Source organism: Allotamlana fucoidanivorans (genome assembly GCF_006265225.1).
Taxonomy (GTDB): domain Bacteria; phylum Bacteroidota; class Bacteroidia; order Flavobacteriales; family Flavobacteriaceae; genus Allotamlana; species Allotamlana fucoidanivorans.
The window spans coordinates 1-21,295 of record NZ_VDCS01000007.1; the positions used below are offsets into that span (position 1 = coordinate 1).

At 32.0% G+C, this 21,295-nt stretch carries 27 protein-coding genes and 2 pseudogenes; 15 read left to right on the forward strand and 14 right to left on the reverse strand.

Annotated elements, in window-relative coordinates; genetic code table 11:
- The first annotated feature begins 139 nt into the window (after positions 1-139).
- The 4 genes from FGF67_RS07665 to FGF67_RS07680 all read left to right on the forward strand — a co-directional run bounded on the left by FGF67_RS07665 (position 140) and on the right by FGF67_RS07680 (position 2,845).
- Complete coding sequence (locus FGF67_RS07665) at positions 140-1,039, forward strand: hypothetical protein (protein ID WP_139696402.1); 900 nt, start codon at positions 140-142, stop codon at positions 1,037-1,039.
- A 160-nt stretch (positions 1,040-1,199) separates the two neighbouring features.
- Positions 1,200-1,736: a cadherin repeat domain-containing protein gene (locus FGF67_RS07670; protein WP_139696404.1), complete on the forward strand. Its 537-nt coding sequence runs from the start codon at positions 1,200-1,202 to the stop codon at positions 1,734-1,736.
- Between the two features lie 158 nt (positions 1,737-1,894).
- Positions 1,895-2,470, forward strand: coding sequence for a hypothetical protein (locus tag FGF67_RS07675; RefSeq protein WP_139696406.1), 576 nt, complete (start codon positions 1,895-1,897; stop codon positions 2,468-2,470).
- A 3-nt stretch (positions 2,471-2,473) separates the two neighbouring features.
- The gene (locus FGF67_RS07680; RefSeq protein ID WP_139696408.1) at positions 2,474-2,845 is read left to right on the forward strand and encodes a hypothetical protein; all 372 of its coding nucleotides are present in this window, start codon (positions 2,474-2,476) and stop codon (positions 2,843-2,845) included.
- 183 nt (positions 2,846-3,028) lie between these two features.
- On the opposite strand, the pseudogene FGF67_RS17695 reads toward FGF67_RS07680, so the two are convergent.
- The 7 genes and pseudogenes from FGF67_RS17695 to FGF67_RS07715 all read right to left on the reverse strand — a co-directional run.
- A pseudogene (locus FGF67_RS17695) lies at positions 3,029-3,245 on the reverse strand (transposase); the annotation flags it as partial.
- 197 nt (positions 3,246-3,442) lie between these two features.
- The gene (locus FGF67_RS07690) at positions 3,443-4,285 is read right to left on the reverse strand and encodes a hypothetical protein (protein WP_139696411.1); all 843 of its coding nucleotides are present in this window, start codon (positions 4,283-4,285) and stop codon (positions 3,443-3,445) included.
- Positions 4,257-4,799 (reverse strand): hypothetical protein, encoded by a 543-nt coding sequence (locus FGF67_RS07695; RefSeq protein WP_139696413.1) that lies wholly within the window; start codon positions 4,797-4,799, stop codon positions 4,257-4,259. Before FGF67_RS07695 ends, FGF67_RS07690 begins: the two co-directional genes overlap by 29 nt.
- Positions 4,796-5,482 (reverse strand): DUF7833 domain-containing protein, encoded by a 687-nt coding sequence (locus tag FGF67_RS07700; RefSeq protein WP_139696415.1) that lies wholly within the window; start codon positions 5,480-5,482, stop codon positions 4,796-4,798. Before FGF67_RS07700 ends, FGF67_RS07695 begins: the two co-directional genes overlap by 4 nt.
- A 157-nt stretch (positions 5,483-5,639) precedes the next feature.
- Positions 5,640-5,927 (reverse strand): helix-turn-helix domain-containing protein, encoded by a 288-nt coding sequence (locus tag FGF67_RS07705; protein ID WP_139696416.1) that lies wholly within the window; start codon positions 5,925-5,927, stop codon positions 5,640-5,642.
- Positions 5,928-6,010: 83 nt separating this feature from the next.
- Positions 6,011-7,099, reverse strand: a complete 1,089-nt coding sequence (locus FGF67_RS07710; RefSeq protein WP_139696418.1) for a hypothetical protein — start codon at positions 7,097-7,099, stop codon at positions 6,011-6,013.
- A 5-nt stretch (positions 7,100-7,104) separates the two neighbouring features.
- A complete protein-coding gene (locus FGF67_RS07715) occupies positions 7,105-8,364 on the reverse strand; it encodes a tyrosine-type recombinase/integrase (protein ID WP_139696420.1) in 1,260 nt (419 codons plus the stop codon).
- Positions 8,365-8,587: 223 nt separating this feature from the next.
- Between FGF67_RS07715 and FGF67_RS07720 the strand changes: the two genes are divergently transcribed.
- Positions 8,588-8,947, forward strand: coding sequence for a hypothetical protein (locus tag FGF67_RS07720; RefSeq protein WP_139696422.1), 360 nt, complete (start codon positions 8,588-8,590; stop codon positions 8,945-8,947).
- A 91-nt stretch (positions 8,948-9,038) separates the two neighbouring features.
- Here FGF67_RS07720 and FGF67_RS07725 read toward each other — a convergent pair whose 3' ends face one another.
- The 6 genes from FGF67_RS07725 to FGF67_RS07750 all read right to left on the reverse strand — a co-directional run bounded on the left by FGF67_RS07725 (position 9,039) and on the right by FGF67_RS07750 (position 12,530).
- Positions 9,039-9,308, reverse strand: a complete 270-nt coding sequence (locus FGF67_RS07725; protein WP_139696424.1) for a hypothetical protein — start codon at positions 9,306-9,308, stop codon at positions 9,039-9,041.
- A gap of 251 nt (positions 9,309-9,559) precedes the next feature.
- Positions 9,560-10,330: a hypothetical protein gene (locus tag FGF67_RS07730; RefSeq protein ID WP_139696426.1), complete on the reverse strand. Its 771-nt coding sequence runs from the start codon at positions 10,328-10,330 to the stop codon at positions 9,560-9,562.
- Positions 10,331-10,528: 198 nt separating this feature from the next.
- Positions 10,529-10,930 carry a rhodanese-like domain-containing protein gene (locus FGF67_RS07735; RefSeq protein ID WP_139696428.1) on the reverse strand — a complete coding sequence of 134 codons (402 nt, stop codon included), beginning with the start codon at positions 10,928-10,930 and terminating at the stop codon, positions 10,529-10,531.
- Between the two features lie 10 nt (positions 10,931-10,940).
- Positions 10,941-11,258, reverse strand: a complete 318-nt coding sequence (locus FGF67_RS07740) for a rhodanese-like domain-containing protein (RefSeq protein WP_139696430.1) — start codon at positions 11,256-11,258, stop codon at positions 10,941-10,943.
- 109 nt (positions 11,259-11,367) lie between these two features.
- Positions 11,368-11,973, reverse strand: coding sequence for a thioredoxin family protein (locus FGF67_RS07745; RefSeq protein ID WP_139696432.1), 606 nt, complete (start codon positions 11,971-11,973; stop codon positions 11,368-11,370).
- A gap of 11 nt (positions 11,974-11,984) precedes the next feature.
- Positions 11,985-12,530, reverse strand: coding sequence for a TlpA disulfide reductase family protein (locus FGF67_RS07750; protein ID WP_139696435.1), 546 nt, complete (start codon positions 12,528-12,530; stop codon positions 11,985-11,987).
- A gap of 263 nt (positions 12,531-12,793) precedes the next feature.
- Here FGF67_RS07750 and FGF67_RS07755 point away from each other — a divergent pair, with 263 nt between their 5' ends.
- From FGF67_RS07755 to FGF67_RS07795, 10 genes and pseudogenes are all read left to right on the forward strand, one after another.
- The gene (locus tag FGF67_RS07755; protein WP_139696436.1) at positions 12,794-14,200 is read left to right on the forward strand and encodes an anthranilate synthase component I family protein; all 1,407 of its coding nucleotides are present in this window, start codon (positions 12,794-12,796) and stop codon (positions 14,198-14,200) included.
- A 1-nt stretch (position 14,201) separates the two neighbouring features.
- Positions 14,202-14,768 carry an anthranilate synthase component II gene (locus FGF67_RS07760; RefSeq protein WP_139696438.1) on the forward strand — a complete coding sequence of 189 codons (567 nt, stop codon included), beginning with the start codon at positions 14,202-14,204 and terminating at the stop codon, positions 14,766-14,768.
- Between the two features lie 11 nt (positions 14,769-14,779).
- Entirely contained in the window at positions 14,780-15,775 is a 996-nt protein-coding gene (trpD, locus tag FGF67_RS07765) for an anthranilate phosphoribosyltransferase (RefSeq protein WP_139696440.1), read from the forward strand.
- Positions 15,772-16,557, forward strand: coding sequence for an indole-3-glycerol phosphate synthase TrpC (trpC, locus tag FGF67_RS07770; protein WP_139696442.1), 786 nt, complete (start codon positions 15,772-15,774; stop codon positions 16,555-16,557). Before trpD ends, trpC begins: the two co-directional genes overlap by 4 nt.
- A 17-nt stretch (positions 16,558-16,574) precedes the next feature.
- A pseudogene (locus FGF67_RS17635) lies at positions 16,575-17,162 on the forward strand (phosphoribosylanthranilate isomerase); the annotation flags it as partial.
- A 30-nt stretch (positions 17,163-17,192) separates the two neighbouring features.
- The gene (gene trpB, locus FGF67_RS17640; protein ID WP_317128547.1) at positions 17,193-18,377 is read left to right on the forward strand and encodes a tryptophan synthase subunit beta; all 1,185 of its coding nucleotides are present in this window, start codon (positions 17,193-17,195) and stop codon (positions 18,375-18,377) included.
- A 111-nt stretch (positions 18,378-18,488) separates the two neighbouring features.
- Positions 18,489-19,253 (forward strand): tryptophan synthase subunit alpha, encoded by a 765-nt coding sequence (gene trpA / locus FGF67_RS07780; protein ID WP_139696446.1) that lies wholly within the window; start codon positions 18,489-18,491, stop codon positions 19,251-19,253.
- 21 nt (positions 19,254-19,274) lie between these two features.
- The gene (locus tag FGF67_RS07785) at positions 19,275-20,006 is read left to right on the forward strand and encodes an SIMPL domain-containing protein (RefSeq protein ID WP_139696448.1); all 732 of its coding nucleotides are present in this window, start codon (positions 19,275-19,277) and stop codon (positions 20,004-20,006) included.
- Positions 20,007-20,020: 14 nt separating this feature from the next.
- Entirely contained in the window at positions 20,021-20,473 is a 453-nt protein-coding gene (locus FGF67_RS07790) for a tRNA (cytidine(34)-2'-O)-methyltransferase (RefSeq protein ID WP_139696450.1), read from the forward strand.
- A 65-nt stretch (positions 20,474-20,538) separates the two neighbouring features.
- On the forward strand, positions 20,539-20,844 hold the full coding sequence (locus FGF67_RS07795; protein WP_139696452.1) for an EF-hand domain-containing protein: 306 nt from the start codon (positions 20,539-20,541) through the stop codon (positions 20,842-20,844).
- Between the two features lie 156 nt (positions 20,845-21,000).
- Here the strand turns inward: FGF67_RS07795 and FGF67_RS07800 are convergent, their stop codons facing one another.
- Positions 21,001-21,234, reverse strand: a complete 234-nt coding sequence (locus FGF67_RS07800; protein WP_139696454.1) for a DUF3820 family protein — start codon at positions 21,232-21,234, stop codon at positions 21,001-21,003.
- Positions 21,235-21,295: the final 61 nt, after the last annotated feature.

The window sequence follows — 21,295 nt, forward strand, 5'->3', positions numbered from 1 at the left end:
TGCAATCAATCTATACAACCAAATTAGATTACATGTATCTTTAGACTATAAAACACCAAATATGGTATATTTAAAAACAGCGTAAATCAATTTTTAACCTGTAGCCATATTTCAGGACTAGACATATTAAAACAAACCTATGAACAAGAAAATACCAATCTTAATATTACTGATAATCAGCTTCCAGTCAACATTTGCAAATGATTTAGATAGCGGAATAATTGAACTTGGAAAAATTTATCGGGATTTCGTCTTTAGAAATAACCCAACGGATTTGACATTTAAAAAACTCGCTGAAATAAATTCGTCCGAACTTTTGATAACAAAAAATTTTGTCAAAGAATGTATAAGTCCAAACAATGAATTGACTTCAGAAAAATTCCTGAAATTACCAGACGAACAAACACTTTTAAATTTGTATTTGATTATGAAAGTCAATGAAAACGTCAGAGAAAAAGACCCGAAAGACAATACGGAACTATTAAAGGAATGGCGAGAAAAAAATGTACAACGCTATGAACTGATTGAAAACTATTATAGTATGGTTTTTAGCGGAATTGGTAACAAGAATCAACCCTTTGACCTATCGAATGTAGATTTTGTAATTGACAACTACAATCTAAAAGACGAAACAGAAAAGGGGATTTTCTTCTTGACCGCAATGAATCTTTGCTATTATCAGATTTGGGGTTATATGAATGTTGTAAAACCACCTAATTACAAAAAAGCATTATCAAGCATCGAAAAATATCCAAAATTCAATGGACAAGAATATTACAAGTACAAATATTTCGGTTTTCCCGATTTTGAGATGCAAATTGAAAAGGACAAAGGAAAAGAGAGTTACAAGCATTATTTCATAAATCGTTTTTATAACACGTTGATTTATCATCATCAATGTTTAAATCAGAAAAGAAGAACAAGAAAAGATGCTGAAAACCTTGCTTTGAGTTCAATTCTAAAAGAAAAGAATTATTACGAATACTCGAAAAACCAAGACTATTTGAATGGACTTTTCCGAACAATGAAAATGGACTAAAAATACGCTCTACAACAATGGCTATAAACAATTGCTATTACAGGCTTATTCTAAAAATTCCTGCGGAATTTTCAGCTTTTGGTGTACTTGCAAAAGTCCGTGCTAAACCACGCAACTGTTCATAGCCGAGACCGTTTTGTGCAACAGTTAAAAAAAAATCGTGAAAACATTAATATTTATAATTTTGATTTCAATTTCGTCTTGTAACGGAACGAAAAAAACGACTGAAATTGAGTCAATCGAAAACACTCAAATCGAATTTAAATTAGCGGAATCGGATTTTTTTATTCTGCCTTTTAATAAAGATTGGCATTGGATTTTTAAAGATGTAAAACCGACTGAACTTACTCAATCGGAATTATTTGAAATCGAAAATATTTTAAAAATTGCGGTTGAAGAGAATAATGAAAGGCAAAAAATAAATTTAGAAAAGCACAACGAAGAATATCCAAAAAGTAAATGGAAGGAAACTGGTTTTGAATTAAAACTAAAAGGAAAGAAAAGACAATATGTTCCAGTAATTAATGAAAAAGGAGAAAAAGAAGTTTGGATTAACTTTTTCTGTAACGATTGGGAAAGTGATGATTGGAAAAAAGATTTAATGCTTGTTCACGATGGAGGAAATTGTTATTTCAATCTAAAAGTGAATTTGACAAACAAAACATATTCGGAATTAGGAATTAATGGATATGCTTAACAATAAAACCGTTGCACAACACCGTATATAATTTATTGCTAGTTCTAGCATACTTACGAAAATCCTCGCGGATTTTCTATTCGGTTTGTATTTGCTAAATTAGTTGCTTAAAACACGCAACAAACCATATACAAACACGTTGGCAAACATTTTGAAAAATGAACACAGAATTAAAAAATGAATATCACGAAAGAAATATTCGTTGGACTCAAACAACGATTAATCAACTTTCATTTTATAACAACTTACTTTTAAGTTTAGGTATAGGATTTTTAACCTTTAGTTTTAACGCTGACTTATTTAAAAACCTAAAATTCTCATTTAATGAAATTGATTGGTCAATATCTTTTCTCGCTCTTTCACTTGTTAGTATAGTTCTTTCAATTGTTATAGGACTAATCACATCAATAGCAAGATTAAAAGATTTTCGCATTACAAGAAGCATAAACCAAATTAGACAAAGGACTTATGAGCATTCGGAAAAACTATTAGATGAAAGTACACCTGAAGAATATAAAAGAATAAAAAGAACATTTATAATTTTTAAAAAACAACCTCAAATAAGCATTGAAGAATGTAAAGCCTACAATCAAACGATTGATTTTGATTTGAGATTTAGGGAATTGAGAAATTTAGCTCACAATCTCGGATTAAATTCTTGGAATTATACAAAGAAACAAAGCATTCTTTTTGGTTTTTCTGTTGCTTTTTATTTATGCTCAATCCTAATCTAAAATATGGCAAAAACAATTCAATTAAAGCTTAATAAGAGACTTCTGACAAACCTTCTAAAATCGATAGTTATATCATTAGTTGTTATTTTCATTTTGGAACACTTCGGCAGAATTGAATACAAAAAACCCAGAAGCGACAAATATTATGCGATTTACCATACATTTTTTGATGGTTCCGTGTATTCCGATACTAATTTTTTGACTAAAAACAATTATCCAAAATTTGGAGAAGTTGAGACCTATACCGAACTTTTACCTTATCGAATTTTAGCTACAATTTATTCAGAAGAGGACTTTGTTGCTTTTTTAATCTTAACTGGAATAATTTGGTTAATTTTTATTTTTAAACAATATGTTAGAATTAAAATTGAGTAATAAAAACTACCGCCAACAACGGTAGCCGTTGCGCAAGCCCATAATTTTATAAAAACGTGATACAAAAACGTCCTTTTCAAGGGCGTTTGTTGTTTTTGGTTGTTATTTACCATCTAAAATCAAGATGCTTACTAGGGCTAAAAACAAGGCCCATCATGCCTTTATACATGCAAAAATGAGTTTGCAGACTTGCCGCCCCGCTTTTACTGTGTTTTTCTATGAATTTCAAGTACTTTTTAAGGTTGTAGGCTATGGCCGAGAGCTGCATACACTTATTAGCTTGCTTAATGCCAATGGTATTGACTTTCCTAAGTCCCATAAACTGGGTTAAGGTTCCAAATACGGGCTCTACTGTGCTTTGTCGCTTGGCTTTCATATAGCGCCCCTGTAATGGTTGATTTGTAGAAAAATCAACAACCTTCCCTTTTAAAACTATCAAAGATAAATTATTATATGGTGGTGTGTAATGACCATACCCTAATCCATAAATAATTTTTTGATTTTGAGACCCAGAAAGCCTGTTTTTAAAGAATGACATAACATATATATTTTGAGTTTATATAGTGAAGGGGGTATTTCAAAGATAACTGATTTTTACTAAATACTATTAACCACCTTCGGCAAATAATCATCATTAAGTGTAAATGAAAACTCATCAAAAGGATAACCTCTAGTATAAGATGGTAAAACCCTCACAATATTGTGTTCACTATCTCTATCAATAAAAGCAACTGTCTCTGCTTTTTTCATAATTGCACTTCCTAAATGACCGGTGGGCTTTTCTGTCCCGGGATTCTTGTGTAATATCGTACATAAGTGAGATTTACTAATTGAAGTCCATTTAAGCATTCCTTGAACAATTTTATTTGAATATTCCAAATCATTAACAGATTCTAAAATATCTGCCGCTCCATCAATAGTTATTAAACCAATATTATCACGATAAGAGCTTTCCATCATTATCCACTCAATAAATTGAAATCGAATTTTTGGGTCTTCTTCTCGTGTTGAAAAAGCTTTAAAATATTCATAATTATTCCCTACCATTTCACATGCTCTTTTTGCAACACGTTGAGTATGCCATAAAGATTGCTCTGTATCTACATCAATAACATATTTTTCTTTAGTATCATGTCCTCGCATGTCAGGAAAATAATAATTAGACTTACCACCAATGTAAGATGCGATTAAAGCTGATTTTAGAAATGTTTTCATTGACTTCGAAGCTCCAACTAAACAACTAAAATTACCATACGTTCCAAACGGAGTCGGGTATATTCTATCCTTATAACTATGGGTTCCAATACTAAGTGCTATAGGCTCTGGTAATAGAGTTTGATCCAATCTAACAATACATTTATCATGTATTTCTATTAACTCTTGAGGAGTTAATTCTTCGGATACAGTAGGGCTAATTTTTATTTTCTCTATGTCTGGCATCATAATACGTATTTAAAAAACTATTTATTTGACTTATCAATAAATCTTTAACAAGCGAAACATCCCATGTGTTTAAAAACAAAGCGTCTTTATTTTCTTCTCTTATTATGCTTTGCATTAACTTATCTGTTTCCTTTTCCTTTTGACACTTAGCCTTAGTTGCTGGGTGTTCTTTTGTTGAAATTCCATTTTTTATGAACAAATTTTCAACCTCCAAACTATTCAATTCATCTGTAAACTTTTGTATGTGAACAGCTAAAGGCATTTCAAGTAATTTGTGTAATTCTTTAATAGGTAATTCATCATAAATATTTGACCTATATTTTCTATTCAAATAAGAATAATGGTGTATGTATAATTTTGCAAGTAACTCGTTGGCATTTATTTGATTTTTATGCTTTTGATTAACAAATTCAATAATTGTATTTATAGCTTGCTTATCAGTTTCATTTGCCTTCCAATGTTTATTATTTACTCTAAATTTTATTCTGTTAATAGCATTTATTATTTTCATATCCAGTCTTTGTGTTTTTGTTTTTTGTATCCATTAAGCTTCCCATTATTTTCAATCTTATTTAGCCAATTTGTAAAATGTCTTTTAAATAAAGTTAAGTTATCTTCATACTCCTTATCTCCATAAGCCAATACAGAAAGTTTAAATTCATTTATAAGAGCTGAAAGGCATCCTTGTTTAAAATCAAATTTTTTATAAATCACATCTACCCATGATTTTTCATTTTTTGATTGTAACTCCTCTAAAATATTTTTAAAGACAATATTAATATCACTTTTAATTTCAGCTTTATTATTGTTATTGTTTTGTTTATCTTTTGTTTTATTTATCTCATCCTTAACCTTATCCCTAACCTCGGCAGAAACCTCTTCCAATACCTTTGGAAATTTAGACAAGGTTTTTATTTTATATTTAATATTAGGACTGCCGTTTTGAGTGAAATATTCTATTAGTCCAGCTTCTCTTAATTTTCTTAGAGACAACTTCATTGTTTTAAAAGACACCTGAACTGATGCTTGTACCTTCTTATTGTTATGAAAAAATGATTCTTTCCATCCACATGAGTTGTTTACTTCTAATAAATAGAAATAAATAGCAATATCATTAGACTTAAAATTTTGAGTATTCGTAAACCTCCAAAAATTAACAACTTGTTCTAAATAGTTTATCCTTTGTCTATTCATGCGTTGATTGTTTTTTGGTAACAACACAACCCAAAACATAACTTTTGCAGCTTTTTATATGAAGAGAGAAATCCTTATATTGCATCTGTTTATCGCTTTTGGTGCTATAAATTATAACCCCCAGCACATGTGGTTATGTACTGGGGGTTTTCTTTTATTAACGTTTATATTTTAAGGACTTTACTTCTTTAAGAGCGTTCTCAAGGTCAGAACGTTTAATAAGAAGTTTTCTGCCAACTTTTGAAGCTGGATAGACACCTTTTTTAATTTGCGCATAAATAGTTTGAACCGAACAGTTTTGTTCTTCAGCAGCCTGTACTGGAGTTACATTTTCACTAAACTTATTATCAATTAATAATTGAACATCCTCAGATAATTTATGTACTTTATTAAATAGTTCTGTGAATTTCTTTTTATCAACATTTTGCAGAATTATACCTTCCATGAAACACGTTTTAAATTAAATATGAATCAAAAATATAAGTAACTATTGATAAATAATTAGACGGCTTTGGACCGTCCAAAAGTCTAAACTATTGACCTATTATATGGTATAAAATTAGTTAAATGTAAATACTCAGACTGTCTAGGAGATTCCTTTAAGCTAAAATAATTCTTTCTTGATACTGACGAATTAATAAAAGTATTATTTAATGCCTCGGTTATTTTCTCCCCATCATGGCATTTTTGAATATACCCTTTATTATATAATTGCATTCCTATTGAACAAATAAAAGATTGACCACCTCGAATTTGATACTTCGTCGGTATAACAACTTCATAAGAGTCTTCCGTTTTTTTTATTATATTTCTATCAATGAGATCTTTAATTACATTTTTGTAAACTTCTTTCTGACCAGCTTCCTCAAATAAGATTTTCAAGTTTGCTTTTTTTACGTTTTTTGCATCTAATTGATTACTGTTTTCCAACTCTTTTATTTTAACATCTATAGATTTTCCACCAGTATTTTCTAGAATATCAATTTTGGCTAATTCATCGTTTAGATACTTGGAAACCGACTTAAATATAAAATAAGCTGACCATCGGTTCAAATTCAGGGCCAACACAGGGTATTTAAAACCTAACCCTTTAAACTCATCCATTTGAGCTAAATAATAATCTTCATTAAGCAAATGATTTAAAACTAACTCAGGAATTGTAGCATCCAATTCGCATATTCTTTCCTTCCATTTAGACCATCCAATTAATTCTGAATCGATTTCGTAATAATAATACTCATTATCAATATTTAGTTTTTTAAATAACTCTTTGTGCTTTTTCTTTATAGCTCTTCTTTTTTTTGGTTTATCTATATGTCTATTAATACTAAGTTCTATTTCCTTTTGTAAGTCTATTATTATATCTACAGCGCTATCAGCCACAAAACATTCCAACTCATTGTAAATTTCTTCTAAAAAAGGTCTGTTGAGAAAATATGCTATTCCATCCAAACGCAACATATCTTCTAGAACCATAGAATTACCATAACTGGCTAATTCAAAATCATCATCTGGTGAGTATACTCCAATATTAACTAAGTAATCTATTAACTCTCTATTTACTCCTTTAAATTCAAAATCTTTTAAAATTCCTTTAAACTTAACTTTTTGTTCCATGGATTTTATGCTTTTTTCAATTTAGGTAATTCCATACTACCAAATGCCAAATGTATTGCATCTACTTTGGCTATATTATCAACTTTATAGTAGGTATTAAAGGTTTTAAAGTCCCGGTGACCTGTCATTTCCATAATGGTTTTATCTGCAATACCCTTTTTTTTCATTATGGATACAAAGGTCCTACGAGCCGAGTGGGTTGAAATACGCTTATTGAAGGGTTTGTGCTTTATTTCTTGATGCTTGTTTTTTGTTCGGCTGTATTCTACTTCGTGAGTAAAATCAGCTTCCTCGAATACATCTTTTACATATTCATTTTGTTTCTGATTGCTTAATAGAGGTAATTTATAACTGTACTTTTTAAGTAAATAATTTGATATTTCAAAAAGAGGTATTTTTCTAGGTTCTTTGGAAACATCTTTTTCCTCATGGATAATTAAAATATTGTCAATTACGCATCTCTCATTTACTAACTTGAGCTCTCCATACCTCAATCCCGTTAAACATTGAAACACGAAAACATCTCTAACCTGTTCAAGTTTTTTTGTCTTTGGCTTAAACTCAAAAATAGCTTTAACTTGATCAATAGTCAATGCCACCTCCTTTGTTATTACCCTTTCAGGTTTAACAAAGCTGGTAAATGTGTCATTATATGTGAACTTTTCTTTTAACGCCCAAAACATAAATGTTTTAAATAAACCTATATTCCTGGAGAATGTATTTGTATTATGATCTAAGGTATTGTAACAATAGTTAATGAACTCCGTATAAAACTTATTGTTTATTTTGCTAAAAGTAAGTTTATACTTTTTCTTTTCCTCAAATTGAATAAGATGGTTTTTAATATTGTTATAACGCTTTACTGTTGAAGGTTTCCATTCATTTCGCTTTTGCTTTTCTTCCATAAATTTATCATATGCATCATAAAACAAATTCTTTTTAGATGACACTTTTTTAAATTCAATATCAAACGAGTTTTTTAAATTTTTGGTGGTGAATTCCTCCCCTGTTTTTGTATGCCAAGCTTCTATCTCCTCAAATTTGTTTGTATATCTATTTAATTGAGTTACTATCGCTGAAGCATTTGCGTCTCTTTGACTTCCTTTTATTTTGGGCCTGTTTTCTTTAAAACTCCAATGCTTAGGCTCAATTTTTTCACCAGTAGAATATTTGAATTGCTTATTTTCGTGTTTAAAATAGCATGAAAATATAATTAAGGTTTTCTTTTTTGATTTTGGCTCTTTTAAAAAAAAAGTATGATCCATTTTAAAGGGGATAATTCAGTTGATAATTTAGTGGATAATTTACCTATCATCAAATATAAATCAAAATTATATTAAAACATAAAAAACGAAGTAAAACAAAGGGTTTAGAGGTTTGTTAATTATATTTAATAATGTTAAAGTATGTTAAATTCAATAGTCTCCGACTCCACCAAAAACCCTCAAAACATTAATGTTTATGAGGGTTTTTTTAATGCATTGAATAATGAACCTTAAAAGTATTCGTGGCGATTACCGCATTGTAGGCACAAACCAAAATGATACGGGTAATACATACACTGGCACCTTAAATTTGGATACAGATGCGCACAATAGAGTTGTTGCCACATGGTTAATTAATAATACCCAAACACAAACAGGAATTGGATTTTACAAGGATAATATTTTGGTTATCAATTTTCAGTATCTTGGTGAGAATAACACAATCTACAAGGGTGTTGTTGTATATAAATGCCTGACCAAAAACTTTCTAGATGGCTTTTGGTATGAAGATTTGGGTGACCCCAACTATTTAGGTTCTGAACGCTGCTTTAAAATCAATGAATTAAAAAACATGTTGAATTAATTTTTTTTAAAAACAACTATGCTTTTTGACTTTATAAAAAAACCATCAAAATATTACTTTTGATGGTTTTTTTGCAAGTGCAAGTTTAAATTTACCCCGCTTGTTGTTTTTCTTTCATCTTTTCTAACAAGCTCAACTCTTCTTGAATTTTTTGTTTGCGCTCATTAAACTTTCTTACTTTTTCGTCAATGATGGCTTGATGTTTTAAACGCCTTTCTCTTCTAAGCTCATTTTCTTCCAATTCCATTTTCTTCTTTTTATTCTCCCTCATTTTTTCTCTTGCCACTGAATAATAAGAATAGCCATACATGCTTAAAAATAACAAAGCAACAATTCCTAAAATAACATAACCATTATCCATATCTCTTAACTAATTTTTAATTAAACTGTAAAAAAGACCTATAAATTTATGAAAAAAATAATTTATAGTGATTCTACTGTCAAAGATATAAAACCAGATAGGTGTGATTAAAATAAAAAAGGTGAATGACTAAAATACTAGTTATAAAGTTTATTTCTAAAAAAAGACAAACAAAAGGCTAAAATGTATACAAGAAATGAACCTTAAACTACACTTTATTGACTCCTTATTGGCTGTAAAAGATGTAACCTTTATTTTCCACTCATATGAGCACTGTACGTCCAAATTTCATCCCAACTATTTGAAAAAACTCCATCACTCATATCCATAAACTTCTGCCATTTATTCTTCCCTATGGTCTCTTCAAACGTTTTTTTAAACACCCTTTCATCATCCAGTTCTGCCCAGTTTTTTAAGAAGCTAACTGACGCTAGGTGCCTTCCTAAATTACCTTGCCTAAACTCATTATAATAAAGGCCCCATGGATTTTCTCCATCCATTGCTTTTACTGTTTTTCCTACCATTTCAAAAAAGGAATCAAGCGCATAACCATGATCCTCATCAATTTCACCATATCTCACATAAATTATAGGATATTTTGAATTATCACCATCCATCATAGACATATTGGATACCTTGTCATCCATTCGCCAGTATTCTGCTGTATGAATTTTTTTTATGTATGGCATAACATTATCTCTCCAATCTTCATCATGACCACCTTCTTCTGGTCTACTATCTAAATGCTTATACATCAAAGGCCCCATCATCCATACTATTTTTCCCGTATTAGGTCCTGTTGAAATTGTATATACACTAGCCTTATAAGGACCATCCTTATGATACTTTGCGTTATGCTTTCTCATGTTTTCTCCTAAAACTTTTAAATTTGAGTTATCTGGAGTCATCAAAACACTTTCCATCATAATGTAATCTTTAGAATCCGCTTGGGCATTCAATAATACATTTGTACCGCAAATAAATAGCGTTACAAAAAAAATTGTCATAGTCTTTTTAATCATAATTATAAATTTTGATTGGTTATTAACTATATAACTTTTATATAGTTGGTTATAAATAATAATGGGGGAAAAGAAATAATACTAAATGAGATTAAATTACCCAAATTAGCATAGAGATCAAGTTTGAAACTCTTAAATATACAATTTTTGTAGCAATAAAAACGAGAAGTAAGGAAATTAAGACTAAAAAAGCAATAATTACTCCAAATGTTTTATAGGAAATTTGAGCGATTTCCATTCTTGAATACCGCCTTGTAGATTATAAATTTCAGAAAATCCAGCCTTCTTAAAGTCAACAGTACTTTTACTACTACGCCTTCCTGAACGACAGTAAATATATACGGGTTGCTTGTTATCTAGTTTTTCTATGGTTGGCTTAAAATCTTTTGACAAAAAGTCAATATTTATAGCATTTGGTATATGGCCTTCTTCAAATTCTTCAGGAGTCCTCACATCAACAACTAAAACAGATTTATGACTTGTTAAGTGTTTAAACTTTTCTGCCGTAACATTAAAAACACCATCTTGGGATGCCAGTTGATTACACCCAAAGAAGCCTAAACTTAGCAAGACATACAGATATTTTAAGCTTCTTCTCATAACCTTATTTTTATTCTAAATCAACAACATCTCCAGTCCACTGAAGCATACCGCCTTCTAAGTTATACGCTTTTTCAAACCCAAGTTGCTCCATAATGTGGCATGCTTGCCCACTTCTATTTCCTGAACGACAATACACATAATAGCTTTTACTTTTATCAAGTTCATCAATTTCAGCAATAAACCCTTGACCTTTTTGAATATCTATATGAATGGCATTAGGTATAATACCATCGGCTACCTCGGCATCCGTTCTTACATCTAAAACCACGGCATTATCATCATTTGCCAATTGCTCTGCCCACTCTTCTTGTGTTAAATCTTCCATGTATTTGAATTGATTTGAAATTACAAAATTAATACAACTTCAGTTATAGACGAAAAAAAATCTAAAGTATTACAGCTTTAGACTTTTTATAAAATAACCTTTTTTATTTTTAGACTTTTATGGTACAACCAATGGCTTTTGTTTCTTTTTCAGGAACTTCATGACCTTCTAACAAAGCATCAACCGCATTCTCTACATATTTTGTAGTTACAGCAGACGCATCTTTGTAATTATCATCAATGGCGCCTATATATCTAACCACGTTACCTTTATCGGTCTTTTCTAACACAAACATATGCGGTGTTTTTGTTGCTCCATATTTAGGAAAAACGTCTTGATTTTCATCAATTAAATAAGGAAAGGTAAATCCTTTCTCTTGAGCTCGTTTTTTCATTTCAGGCAAGGCGTCACCTGGCTTTATTACGATATTGTTTGGCATAATTGCAATTACAGGGTATCCCAAAGGAGCATATTTCTTGTTCAATGCATTAATACGATCTTCATACATAACAGCATAAGGACAGGTATTGCAAGTAAAGGTTATAATAAACCCTTTAGCATCTTTAAAATGCGCCATTGAAACCATTTTACCATCAATATTTTTCAGTGAAAAATCCTCAGCTACATCACCAATTTTATATCCATCAAACATGGTAAAACTACTAAGCACCAAAACTATAAGTCCTGCCGCAATTAATTTAAGTGTATTCTTCATAATTATATGGTTTAGTTTAGAAAATGTTTTAATTCCACTTCTAATTCTTCATAGGTAAAAGAATCCTCATAAAACTTTCGGTTATCATTTTTATATATGATAGTAGCAGGTATGGAGCCTGACCAATTTTTATCAACTTGTGGAATCCAATGGTTCATATCAACATCATCTAAGGCTATAACTTTTGATGTTAATTTATTTTTTTCAATAAACGGTTTCAACTTTTTATCATACAGATGCGGAAAATCTAAACTTACCAAAATAACCTTAACATCTTGATCTCTGTATGCTTTATCTAATGTTTCAAAATAAGGCAACTCTTTCACGCAGGGAGCACACCATGTAGCCCAAAAATTAATAACATAAACCGTGTTATCTTTTTTGTTTAAAAACGTTTTAAAGCCTTCAAAATCATAAACCTCAAGTTCTATATCATTTTTAACCTGACTATCATTTATAACAAGTTGAGATGATTCATCGATAACTTCAACAAATTTCTTTTTGTTTTGGCAACCTGCCATTAACAAAATGACAACAATTAATACGTTTAACTTCATAAGTATAAAACTATATAATACTTCTTTGAAAATCTTCTAGTTTAACAAAGATTTAATTAAAAAAATGATTTAAAGTGTTGTGAAATCATATTTTCATTTCTATATTTGACACAGAAAAATTCAAAATATGAACGCTATTTTAAATTATACTTGGTGGTGGTGCTTTCGAAACTAAAATTCGTGAAGTAAAACCCTAGTATATTTAAAAATTAAAATATCAAAAAGGCTTGTCATTCACGACAAGCCTTTTTTTATAAAAACATATGGAAAAATTTAGTCTTTATACGCATCATAAACGCATATTAACAGATACCATTACCCCTGTAACGGTGTATTACAAAATTCGAGATAACTACCCTAACAGCATACTTTTAGAAAGTGGTGATTATCACAGAAATCACAAAAACTTTTCTTATATCTGTTTTAATCCTATTGCTTCTATAAAGGTTGAAAACGAAGTGATTTCACAGACTTTTCCAGACGGCAGCACAACAGAACTGAATATTACTGACGATATAAATGTTGTTGATGAAGTTTATAATTTTACGAAACGATTTGACACTAAATCTGAAGAAAATTTCAAGTTCATTAACAATGGTATTTTTGGGTATACAGCCTATGACGCGGTTCGCTATTTTGAAGATGTTGAAATTGGCAAAAAAGACAACTCGGTAGTCATACCAGACATGTTTTATGCAGTGTATCAAAATATCATTGCTATTAATCATTTTAAGAATGAAGCTTATATTTTTGCGCACTGTTTTGAAGGTGCCGAAAACAATATTGATGCCATTGATAAGCTGATTAACGTCCAAAATTTTGCTTCATATAAATTCAATGCCGAAGGTAACATCCAGTCAAATTTAACAGATGATGAGTTTAAAGAACATGTAGAATTAGCTAGAAAACACTGTAATCGCGGTGATGTATTTCAACTAGTACTCTCTAGACGCTTTTCTCAAAAATTTACAGGAGATGACTTTAATATTTACAGGGCTTTAAGAAGTATCAACCCGTCTCCTTATTTATTCTATTTTGATTATGGTGATTTTAAAATTTTTGGAAGCTCACCAGAAGCCCAACTTATTGTTACAAATGGCTTAGCCGAAATTCACCCTATTGCAGGGACGTTTAAACGTACGGGTGATGATCAAAAAGATGCTGTCCTTGCTGAAGACTTAAAAAATGATGATAAAGAAAATGCCGAGCATGTGATGCTGGTTGATTTGGCTCGCAATGATTTAAGCAGGCATGGGAATCAAGTAAAAGTAGAAACCTATCGTGAAGTTCAGTTTTTCTCACATGTTATTCATTTGGTAAGTAAAGTTACAGGGCACAAACACGAAAGCACGTCAACCATGCAAGTAGTGGCAGACACTTTTCCGGCGGGAACCTTAAGTGGTGCTCCAAAACATAGAGCCATGCAACTTATTGAACAATATGAAAAAACCAGCAGAGGGTATTACGGTGGCGCTATTGGATTTATGGATTTTGATGGCAACTTTAACCACGCTATTATGATACGTACCTTTTTAAGTAAAGATTATAAACTAAATTGGCAAGCTGGGGCTGGATTGGTTTCAAAATCTAATCAAGAAAGTGAACTTCAAGAAGTATATAATAAGTTAGGAGCGCTAACCAAAGCGATTAAATTAGCAGAAGACATTTAACATGAAAAAAGTATTAGTTATAGATAATTACGACAGTTTTGTATACAACCTTGTACATTATTTAGAAGACTTAAATTGTGAGGTAACCGTTGTAAGAAATGATAAATTAAGTTTAGAAGATGTTGAACCTTTCCATAAAATATTACTATCTCCAGGCCCTGGTATTCCTGATGAAGCGGGTTTGCTAAAGCCCATTATCGAGAAATACGCTGCAACAAAAAGTATTTTTGGGGTGTGTTTGGGTCAACAAGCTATTGGAGAAGTGTTTGGTGCTACTTTAGTCAATTTAGATGATGTATATCATGGTGTTGCCACCCATGTTAATATTACCGTAAATGATGAGTACATTTTTGACGGACTAGAACATGATATTGAAGTAGGACGCTACCATTCTTGGGTGGTAAACTCAGACTTGTCTGATAGTTTAGAGGCTACCTCTTTTGATGAAAACGGACAAGTTATGTCTTTACGACATAAAACCTTTGATGTTCGAGGCGTACAATACCATCCAGAATCTGTTTTAACCCCAGAAGGTAAAAAAATATTAGAAAATTGGGTTAACCATTAGTTGAAAAGACAATGAAAGACATTTTAAACAGACTCATAAATCACGAAACCATATCAAGAGAAGAGGCCAAACAAGTCATTGTTAATATATCAAATGACATGTATAATCCAAGTCAAATCACTTGTTTTCTATCCATCTATATGATGCGTAGCATTACTCTTGAGGAGTTAGAAGGTTTTAGAGATGCGCTCTTAGAATTATGTATTCCTATCAATCTTAGTGAATTTAATACCGTTGACATTGTAGGTACTGGAGGAGATGGAAAAAATACGTTTAATATTTCTACACTATCGTCCTTCATTACAGCTGGTGCTGGTGTTCATGTTTCAAAACATGGTAACTATGGAGTGTCTTCTACCTCGGGTTCATCTAATGTTATGGAATACCTGGGTGTAAAATTTTCTAATGATGAAGACTTCTTAAAACGCTGTTTAGACCAAGCTGGGGTTTGTATCTTACACGCGCCACTGTTTCATCCAGCTATGAAAAATGTGGCTCCAATAAGAAGAGAATTAGGTGTAAAAACCTTTTTCAACATGTTAGGTCCCATGGTAAATCCGTCGTTTCCAAAAAATCAACTGCTTGGGGTTTATAGTTTAGAACTTTTGCGTCTTTACAGTTTTATATATCAAAATACCGATAAAAACTACAATATTGTTTTTGCTTTAGATGGTTACGACGAAATCTCATTAACAGGGAAGGCTAAAATTATTTCAAATCATACTGAAAAACTTTTTACTCCAAAAGATTTAGGATTAAAGCCTGTAAAACAAGAAGCTATTTTTGGAGGTAACACGGTAAAAGATGCTGCCAATATATTTGTTGATATTATTAGTGCAAAAGGAACAGAGGAACAAAATAATGTGGTATGTGCCAATGCAGGATTGGCCATTGCTACTGCAAAACAAATATCACATCAAGAAGGTTTTGAGCTAGCTAAAGAATCCCTGTTTTCAGGGCGAGCAAAAGAGAGTTTAAACACATTGATAGAGTTAAGTAAGTCATGAATATATTAGATAAAATCACTTTAGACAAACGTAAAGAAGTAACCCTAAGAAAAGGATTAATTCCTGTTTCTCAATTAGAACAATCTGTTCTGTTTGAAAGTCCTACTATTTCTTTAGCAAATAATCTTAGACATAGTAAATCAGGTATTATTGCAGAACATAAGCGACGATCACCTTCAAAATCAGTTATTAATAACGAACTTAATGTGCAGGATGTAGCAAAAGGTTATGAAGATGCTGGTGTTTGTGGCATGTCTGTGTTAACCGACGGCAAATATTTTGGTGGCTCGCTGGACGATTTATTAACCGCTAGAGCAAGCTGTCAACTTCCGTTATTAAGAAAAGAATTTATTATAGATAACTATCAAATTCTAGAGGCTAAAGCTTATGGAGCTAGTGTTATTTTACTCATTGCAGCCATTTTATCACGGGATGAAATCAAACAATTTTCAGAATTTGCAAAAAGCCTGAATCTTGATGTGCTTTTAGAAGTTCATAATGAAGAGGAACTCCATAAATCTATCATGCCGAGTTTAGATATGCTTGGCGTAAACAATAGAAATTTAAAAACTTTTGAAGTAAGCCTAGATACCAGTAAAAATCTCAGCAAACTAATACCTGATGATTTTGTAAAAGTATCAGAAAGCGGCATTAGTAATATAGAAGCCATTAAGACCTTACAACCTTATGGTTATCAAGGGTTCTTAATAGGTGAGAATTTCATGAAAACAGAAAATCCAGGACATAGTGCAACGCAATTCATAAAAGATTTAGAACGATGAAATTAAAAGTTTGTGGTATGAAATATCAAGATAATATAGCGCAAGTTGCGGCATTGCAGCCTGATTATCTTGGTTTTATTTTTTACAAGAAAACCCCGAGACACTTTGACACTAAAATTCCAGAACTACCTGAAAACATAAAAAAAGTAGGTGTTTTTGTGAATGAAGAAGTTGGCACAATTATACAAAAAGTTAACGAATTTAAGCTAGACGCCGTGCAATTGCATGGCGAAGAATCACCTTATTTTTGCAGTATTTTACAATCTACCACATTACTATCTAGACCAATAGAACTTATTAAAGTATTTTCTGTACTAGATGGGTTTAACTTTGAGATACTAGAAGCTTTTGAAAATGTTTGTGACTACTTTTTATTTGACACTAAAGGGAAGTTACCTGGCGGAAACGGCTATCAGTTTGATTGGAGCCTTTTAAACCACTATCCATCAACAAAACCATTTTTTTTAAGTGGTGGCATTGGCCTAGATCAAGTAGATGAGATAAAGCAATTTAAAGCTAGTGAGGCTTCAAAATACTGCTATGCCATTGATGTTAATAGTAAATTTGAAAAAGAACCTGGATTAAAAAACATATCCGCACTAAAAGAGTTTATTAATAAATTGAGTGATAAAAAAATGCAAAATTACAATGTAGACGACAAAGGATACTATGGTGAGTTTGGAGGTGCATTTATTCCAGAAATGCTATACCCTAATGTAGAAGAATTGCGTCAAAATTATTTAAAAATCATGGCTGAACCAGATTTTCAAAAACAATTTGATCAGCTTTTAAAGGATTATGTTGGGCGTCCTTCTCCCTTATATTTTGCAAAACGTCTTTCTGAAAAATACAACACAAAGATCTATTTAAAACGTGAAGATTTAAATCATACAGGCGCTCATAAAATAAACAATACCATTGGTCAGATTTTAATGGCCAAACGTTTAGGTAAAACCAGAATTATTGCCGAAACAGGTGCTGGTCAGCATGGTGTTGCCACAGCAACCGTTTGTGCACTTATGGGCTTAGAATGTATTGTTTATATGGGCGAAATTGATATTGCCAGACAAGCGCCCAACGTTGCAAGAATGAAAATGCTAGGTGCTACAGTTGTGCCTGCATTATCGGGTAGTCGTACGTTAAAAGACGCTACTAACGAAGCTATCCGCGATTGGATTAACAACCCCGTTAACACACATTACATCATTGGGTCTGCAATTGGTCCACACCCCTATCCTGATATGGTAACACGTTTTCAGGCTGTGATTTCAGAAGAAATTAAAACGCAACTTAAAACACATGAGGGTAGAGAAAACCCAGATTATGTGGTAGCCTGTATAGGTGGCGGAAGTAATGCGGCAGGTACTTATTATCACTATTTACATGAAGAAGATGTGAATATTATTGCGGTTGAAGCGGCTGGTTTAGGTGTAGATTCTGGCGAAAGTGCTGCAACATCTGTTTTAGGGAAGGAAGGTATTATTCACGGTTGTAAAACCTTATTAATGCAAACTAAAGATGGTCAAATTACCGAACCCTACTCTATTTCGGCAGGTTTAGATTATCCTGGTGTTGGCCCCATGCATGCGCACTTATGCAAAACAGGGCGCGCTGAATTTATGGCAATAACAGATGATGATGCTATGAAGGCCGGACTTGAACTTTGTAAGCTTGAAGGTATTATTCCTGCCATAGAAAGTTCACATGCTCTTGCTATTTTTAAACATAAAACATTTAAACCTGATGACGTTGTAGTAATGAGTTTATCTGGTAGAGGTGACAAAGATTTACAAAACTATATTGAGTATTTTAAAATTTAAACGAGTTACCCTGCGTTAGGGATTGAACGGCCTGTATGAGCTCCCAGACAAAGGAAGGAGCAAGTAGTGAAAGCCCGACCCTTGTGGTAACGCCCAAAATTGACGACTGAAATGAATCGTATTCAAAAGAAATTACAAGAAGACAAAAAGTTATTATCTATATACTTTACTGCAGGATATCCTCATTTAAATGACACCGTTTCTATCATACAAGATTTAGAAAAAAATGGTGTTGATATGATTGAAATTGGATTGCCTTTTAGTGATCCGTTGGCTGATGGCCCTACTATTCAAGACAGCTCTACTGCGGCTTTAAAAAATGGCATGACTACCGAAGTGCTGTTTAGTCAACTTAAAGACATTAGGAAAACAGTAAGTATTCCATTAATTATTATGGGCTATTTTAACCCTGTATACCAATATGGTGTGGAAGCCTTTTGTAAAAAATGTCAGGAATTAGGCATTGATGGCCTAATCCTTCCAGATTTACCTGTTGATGTGTACCAAGAAAAGTATCAGGCTATTTTTGAAAAGTACGGACTAGTAAACGTATTTTTAATAACACCGCAAACAAGTGAGGAACGCATACGATACATTGACGCTGTTTCTAACGGATTTATTTACATGGTAAGTACCGCTAGTGTTACAGGAAGCCAGTCTGGTTTTGGTGATGTCCAAACCGAATATTTTGAGCGTATATCAAATATGAATCTTAAAAACCCGCAAATTGTAGGTTTTGGGATTTCAGACAACAAAACATTTACTACTGCTACTACATACACTAAAGGAGCTATTATTGGAAGTGCGTTTATTAAACACCTTACAAGCACAGGTACTAAGCATATCGGTGATTTTGTAAAAAAAGTAATTTCTTAAACACCTTAAAACCTATTTACTATGAAAAACCATTTTACTGCTATCATTTTTGCCGTGGCCATAATAACTGCCGCTTTTATTTTTGGTAATGCCGTAGTAAATAGAAATCAAAAAGATGGTACCATTGCTGTTACTGGATTAGGAAAAACAGACTTTACATCAGATCTTATTGTTTGGGAGGCTAAATTTTCACAAAGCAACCTATCTTTAAAAGATGGATATTCTAAATTAAAACAAGATAGAATTACTATTTTAGAGTATTTAAAAGCTAATGGATTACCCGATAGTGTGATTGTTTTTAGTGCCGTTGAAACGAAAAAAAACACCAAACCCAATTACTCTGAAAATGGTAAATATTTGGGTGAAACTTTTATTGGCTATACCTTAATGCAAACCGTTCACGTAGATTCAAAAGCTGTAGAATTGGTTGAAACGATTTCAAGAGAAGTTACCGATTTACTAAACAAAGGGATTCAACTGTATTCCATAGCGCCGCGGTATTATTACACAAAACTAGAAGATTTAAAAATAGAAATGATAGCACAAGCGACTGAAAATGCTAATCTTCGTGCTAAACGCATTGCCGAAAATTCAGGAGCAAAATTGAATGATTTAGTAAGCGCCAATATGGGCATCTTTCAAATTACAGGTCAGAATTCCAATGAAAACTATTCTTGGGGTGGTGTTTACAATACGTCTTCAAAGGAAAAAACGGCATCTATTACCATGAAACTCATTTACAAGGTTGACTAATTCTATTTACTACCATGCCTTTTAATATTGTTCTGATTGAACCCGAAATACCTAATAATACTGGAAATATTGGACGATTAGCACTGGCAACAGGTTCACACTTGCATATTGTTAAACCTACTGGATTTGAAATTAACGACAGCAAATTAAAACGTGCTGGATTAGATTATTGGCAACATCTTTCTGTGTTTTACTATGAAAATGTTCAAGACTTTTTCGCCACACACAAAGATAAAACTATGGTATTCTTATCTAGCCACGGCACACAAAACCACTGGGATATTGATTTTCAAGATAATATGTTTTTTGTTTTTGGTAGAGAATCTGTTGGCCTACCCAAACCTTTATTAAATAAGCATCAAGACAAATTGTTTAAAATTCCTTTGTATTCAAAAAAAGTTAGGAGTTTAAATCTGGCCAATGCCGTTAGTATTGTTGTCTATGAAGGGTTGAAAAATATTCAATAGTGCATTAAACTATTTTGTAAAAAAAGAGTCTAAGTTCAGATTAACAATTTAATTCATTAAAAAGAATGAAACATTCAATTTTAAAATTGGGAGCATGTGCTCTAGTTTTCTTCGCTTTTTCTTCCATTCAAGCTCAAGAAAAGAAAGAACCTAACTTTGACAAAATGCTTGAAAGATTTGATGCCGACAAAAACGGAACTATCTCGCTAGAAGAGTTTAAATCTGCCAAGCGAAAAAATGAGGTACCTGAGGAACGCTTAGAGAAAAACTTTGCGCATTTAGATTCAGATAGTAATGGAGAAGTTACTTTAGAAGAACTACAAACTAATTGGGGAAAGGGTAAAGAAAAAGGTAAAAAGAAGAAACAATAGTTAACAAGACAACAAAATTAAAAAGCCCAAGGTAACCTTGGGCATTTCTTATTATTCCATTTTTTAAAACAACTTTTCCTCTTTAACTCTAACATCTCTGGGTTTTCTTAAAAACTTTAAAACACAAAAAAGCAAGAAGTAAACTCTTTATGTTTTTTACCTTAATTTCAAGTTTTGTTTTTGAATATTCCTAATTAAATCCTCAAGCCCATTGAGTTTTAATTCATAAACTTGTTCCAGCTGGTTACCCAGTTTGCCTTTTGGAAAACCCTTATTGCGGTACCATACTACGTAATATTCGGGCAAATCAATTAAATAACGCCCTTGGTATTTTCCAAAGGGCATTTTAGCGTTAGCCAGTTCTATAAGTATATTTTTATCAGGTAACATAGCTACAAACTCACTTATACGCTCTCGTGTTCAAGTTTTTCATGGGGAGACAGACCTATTT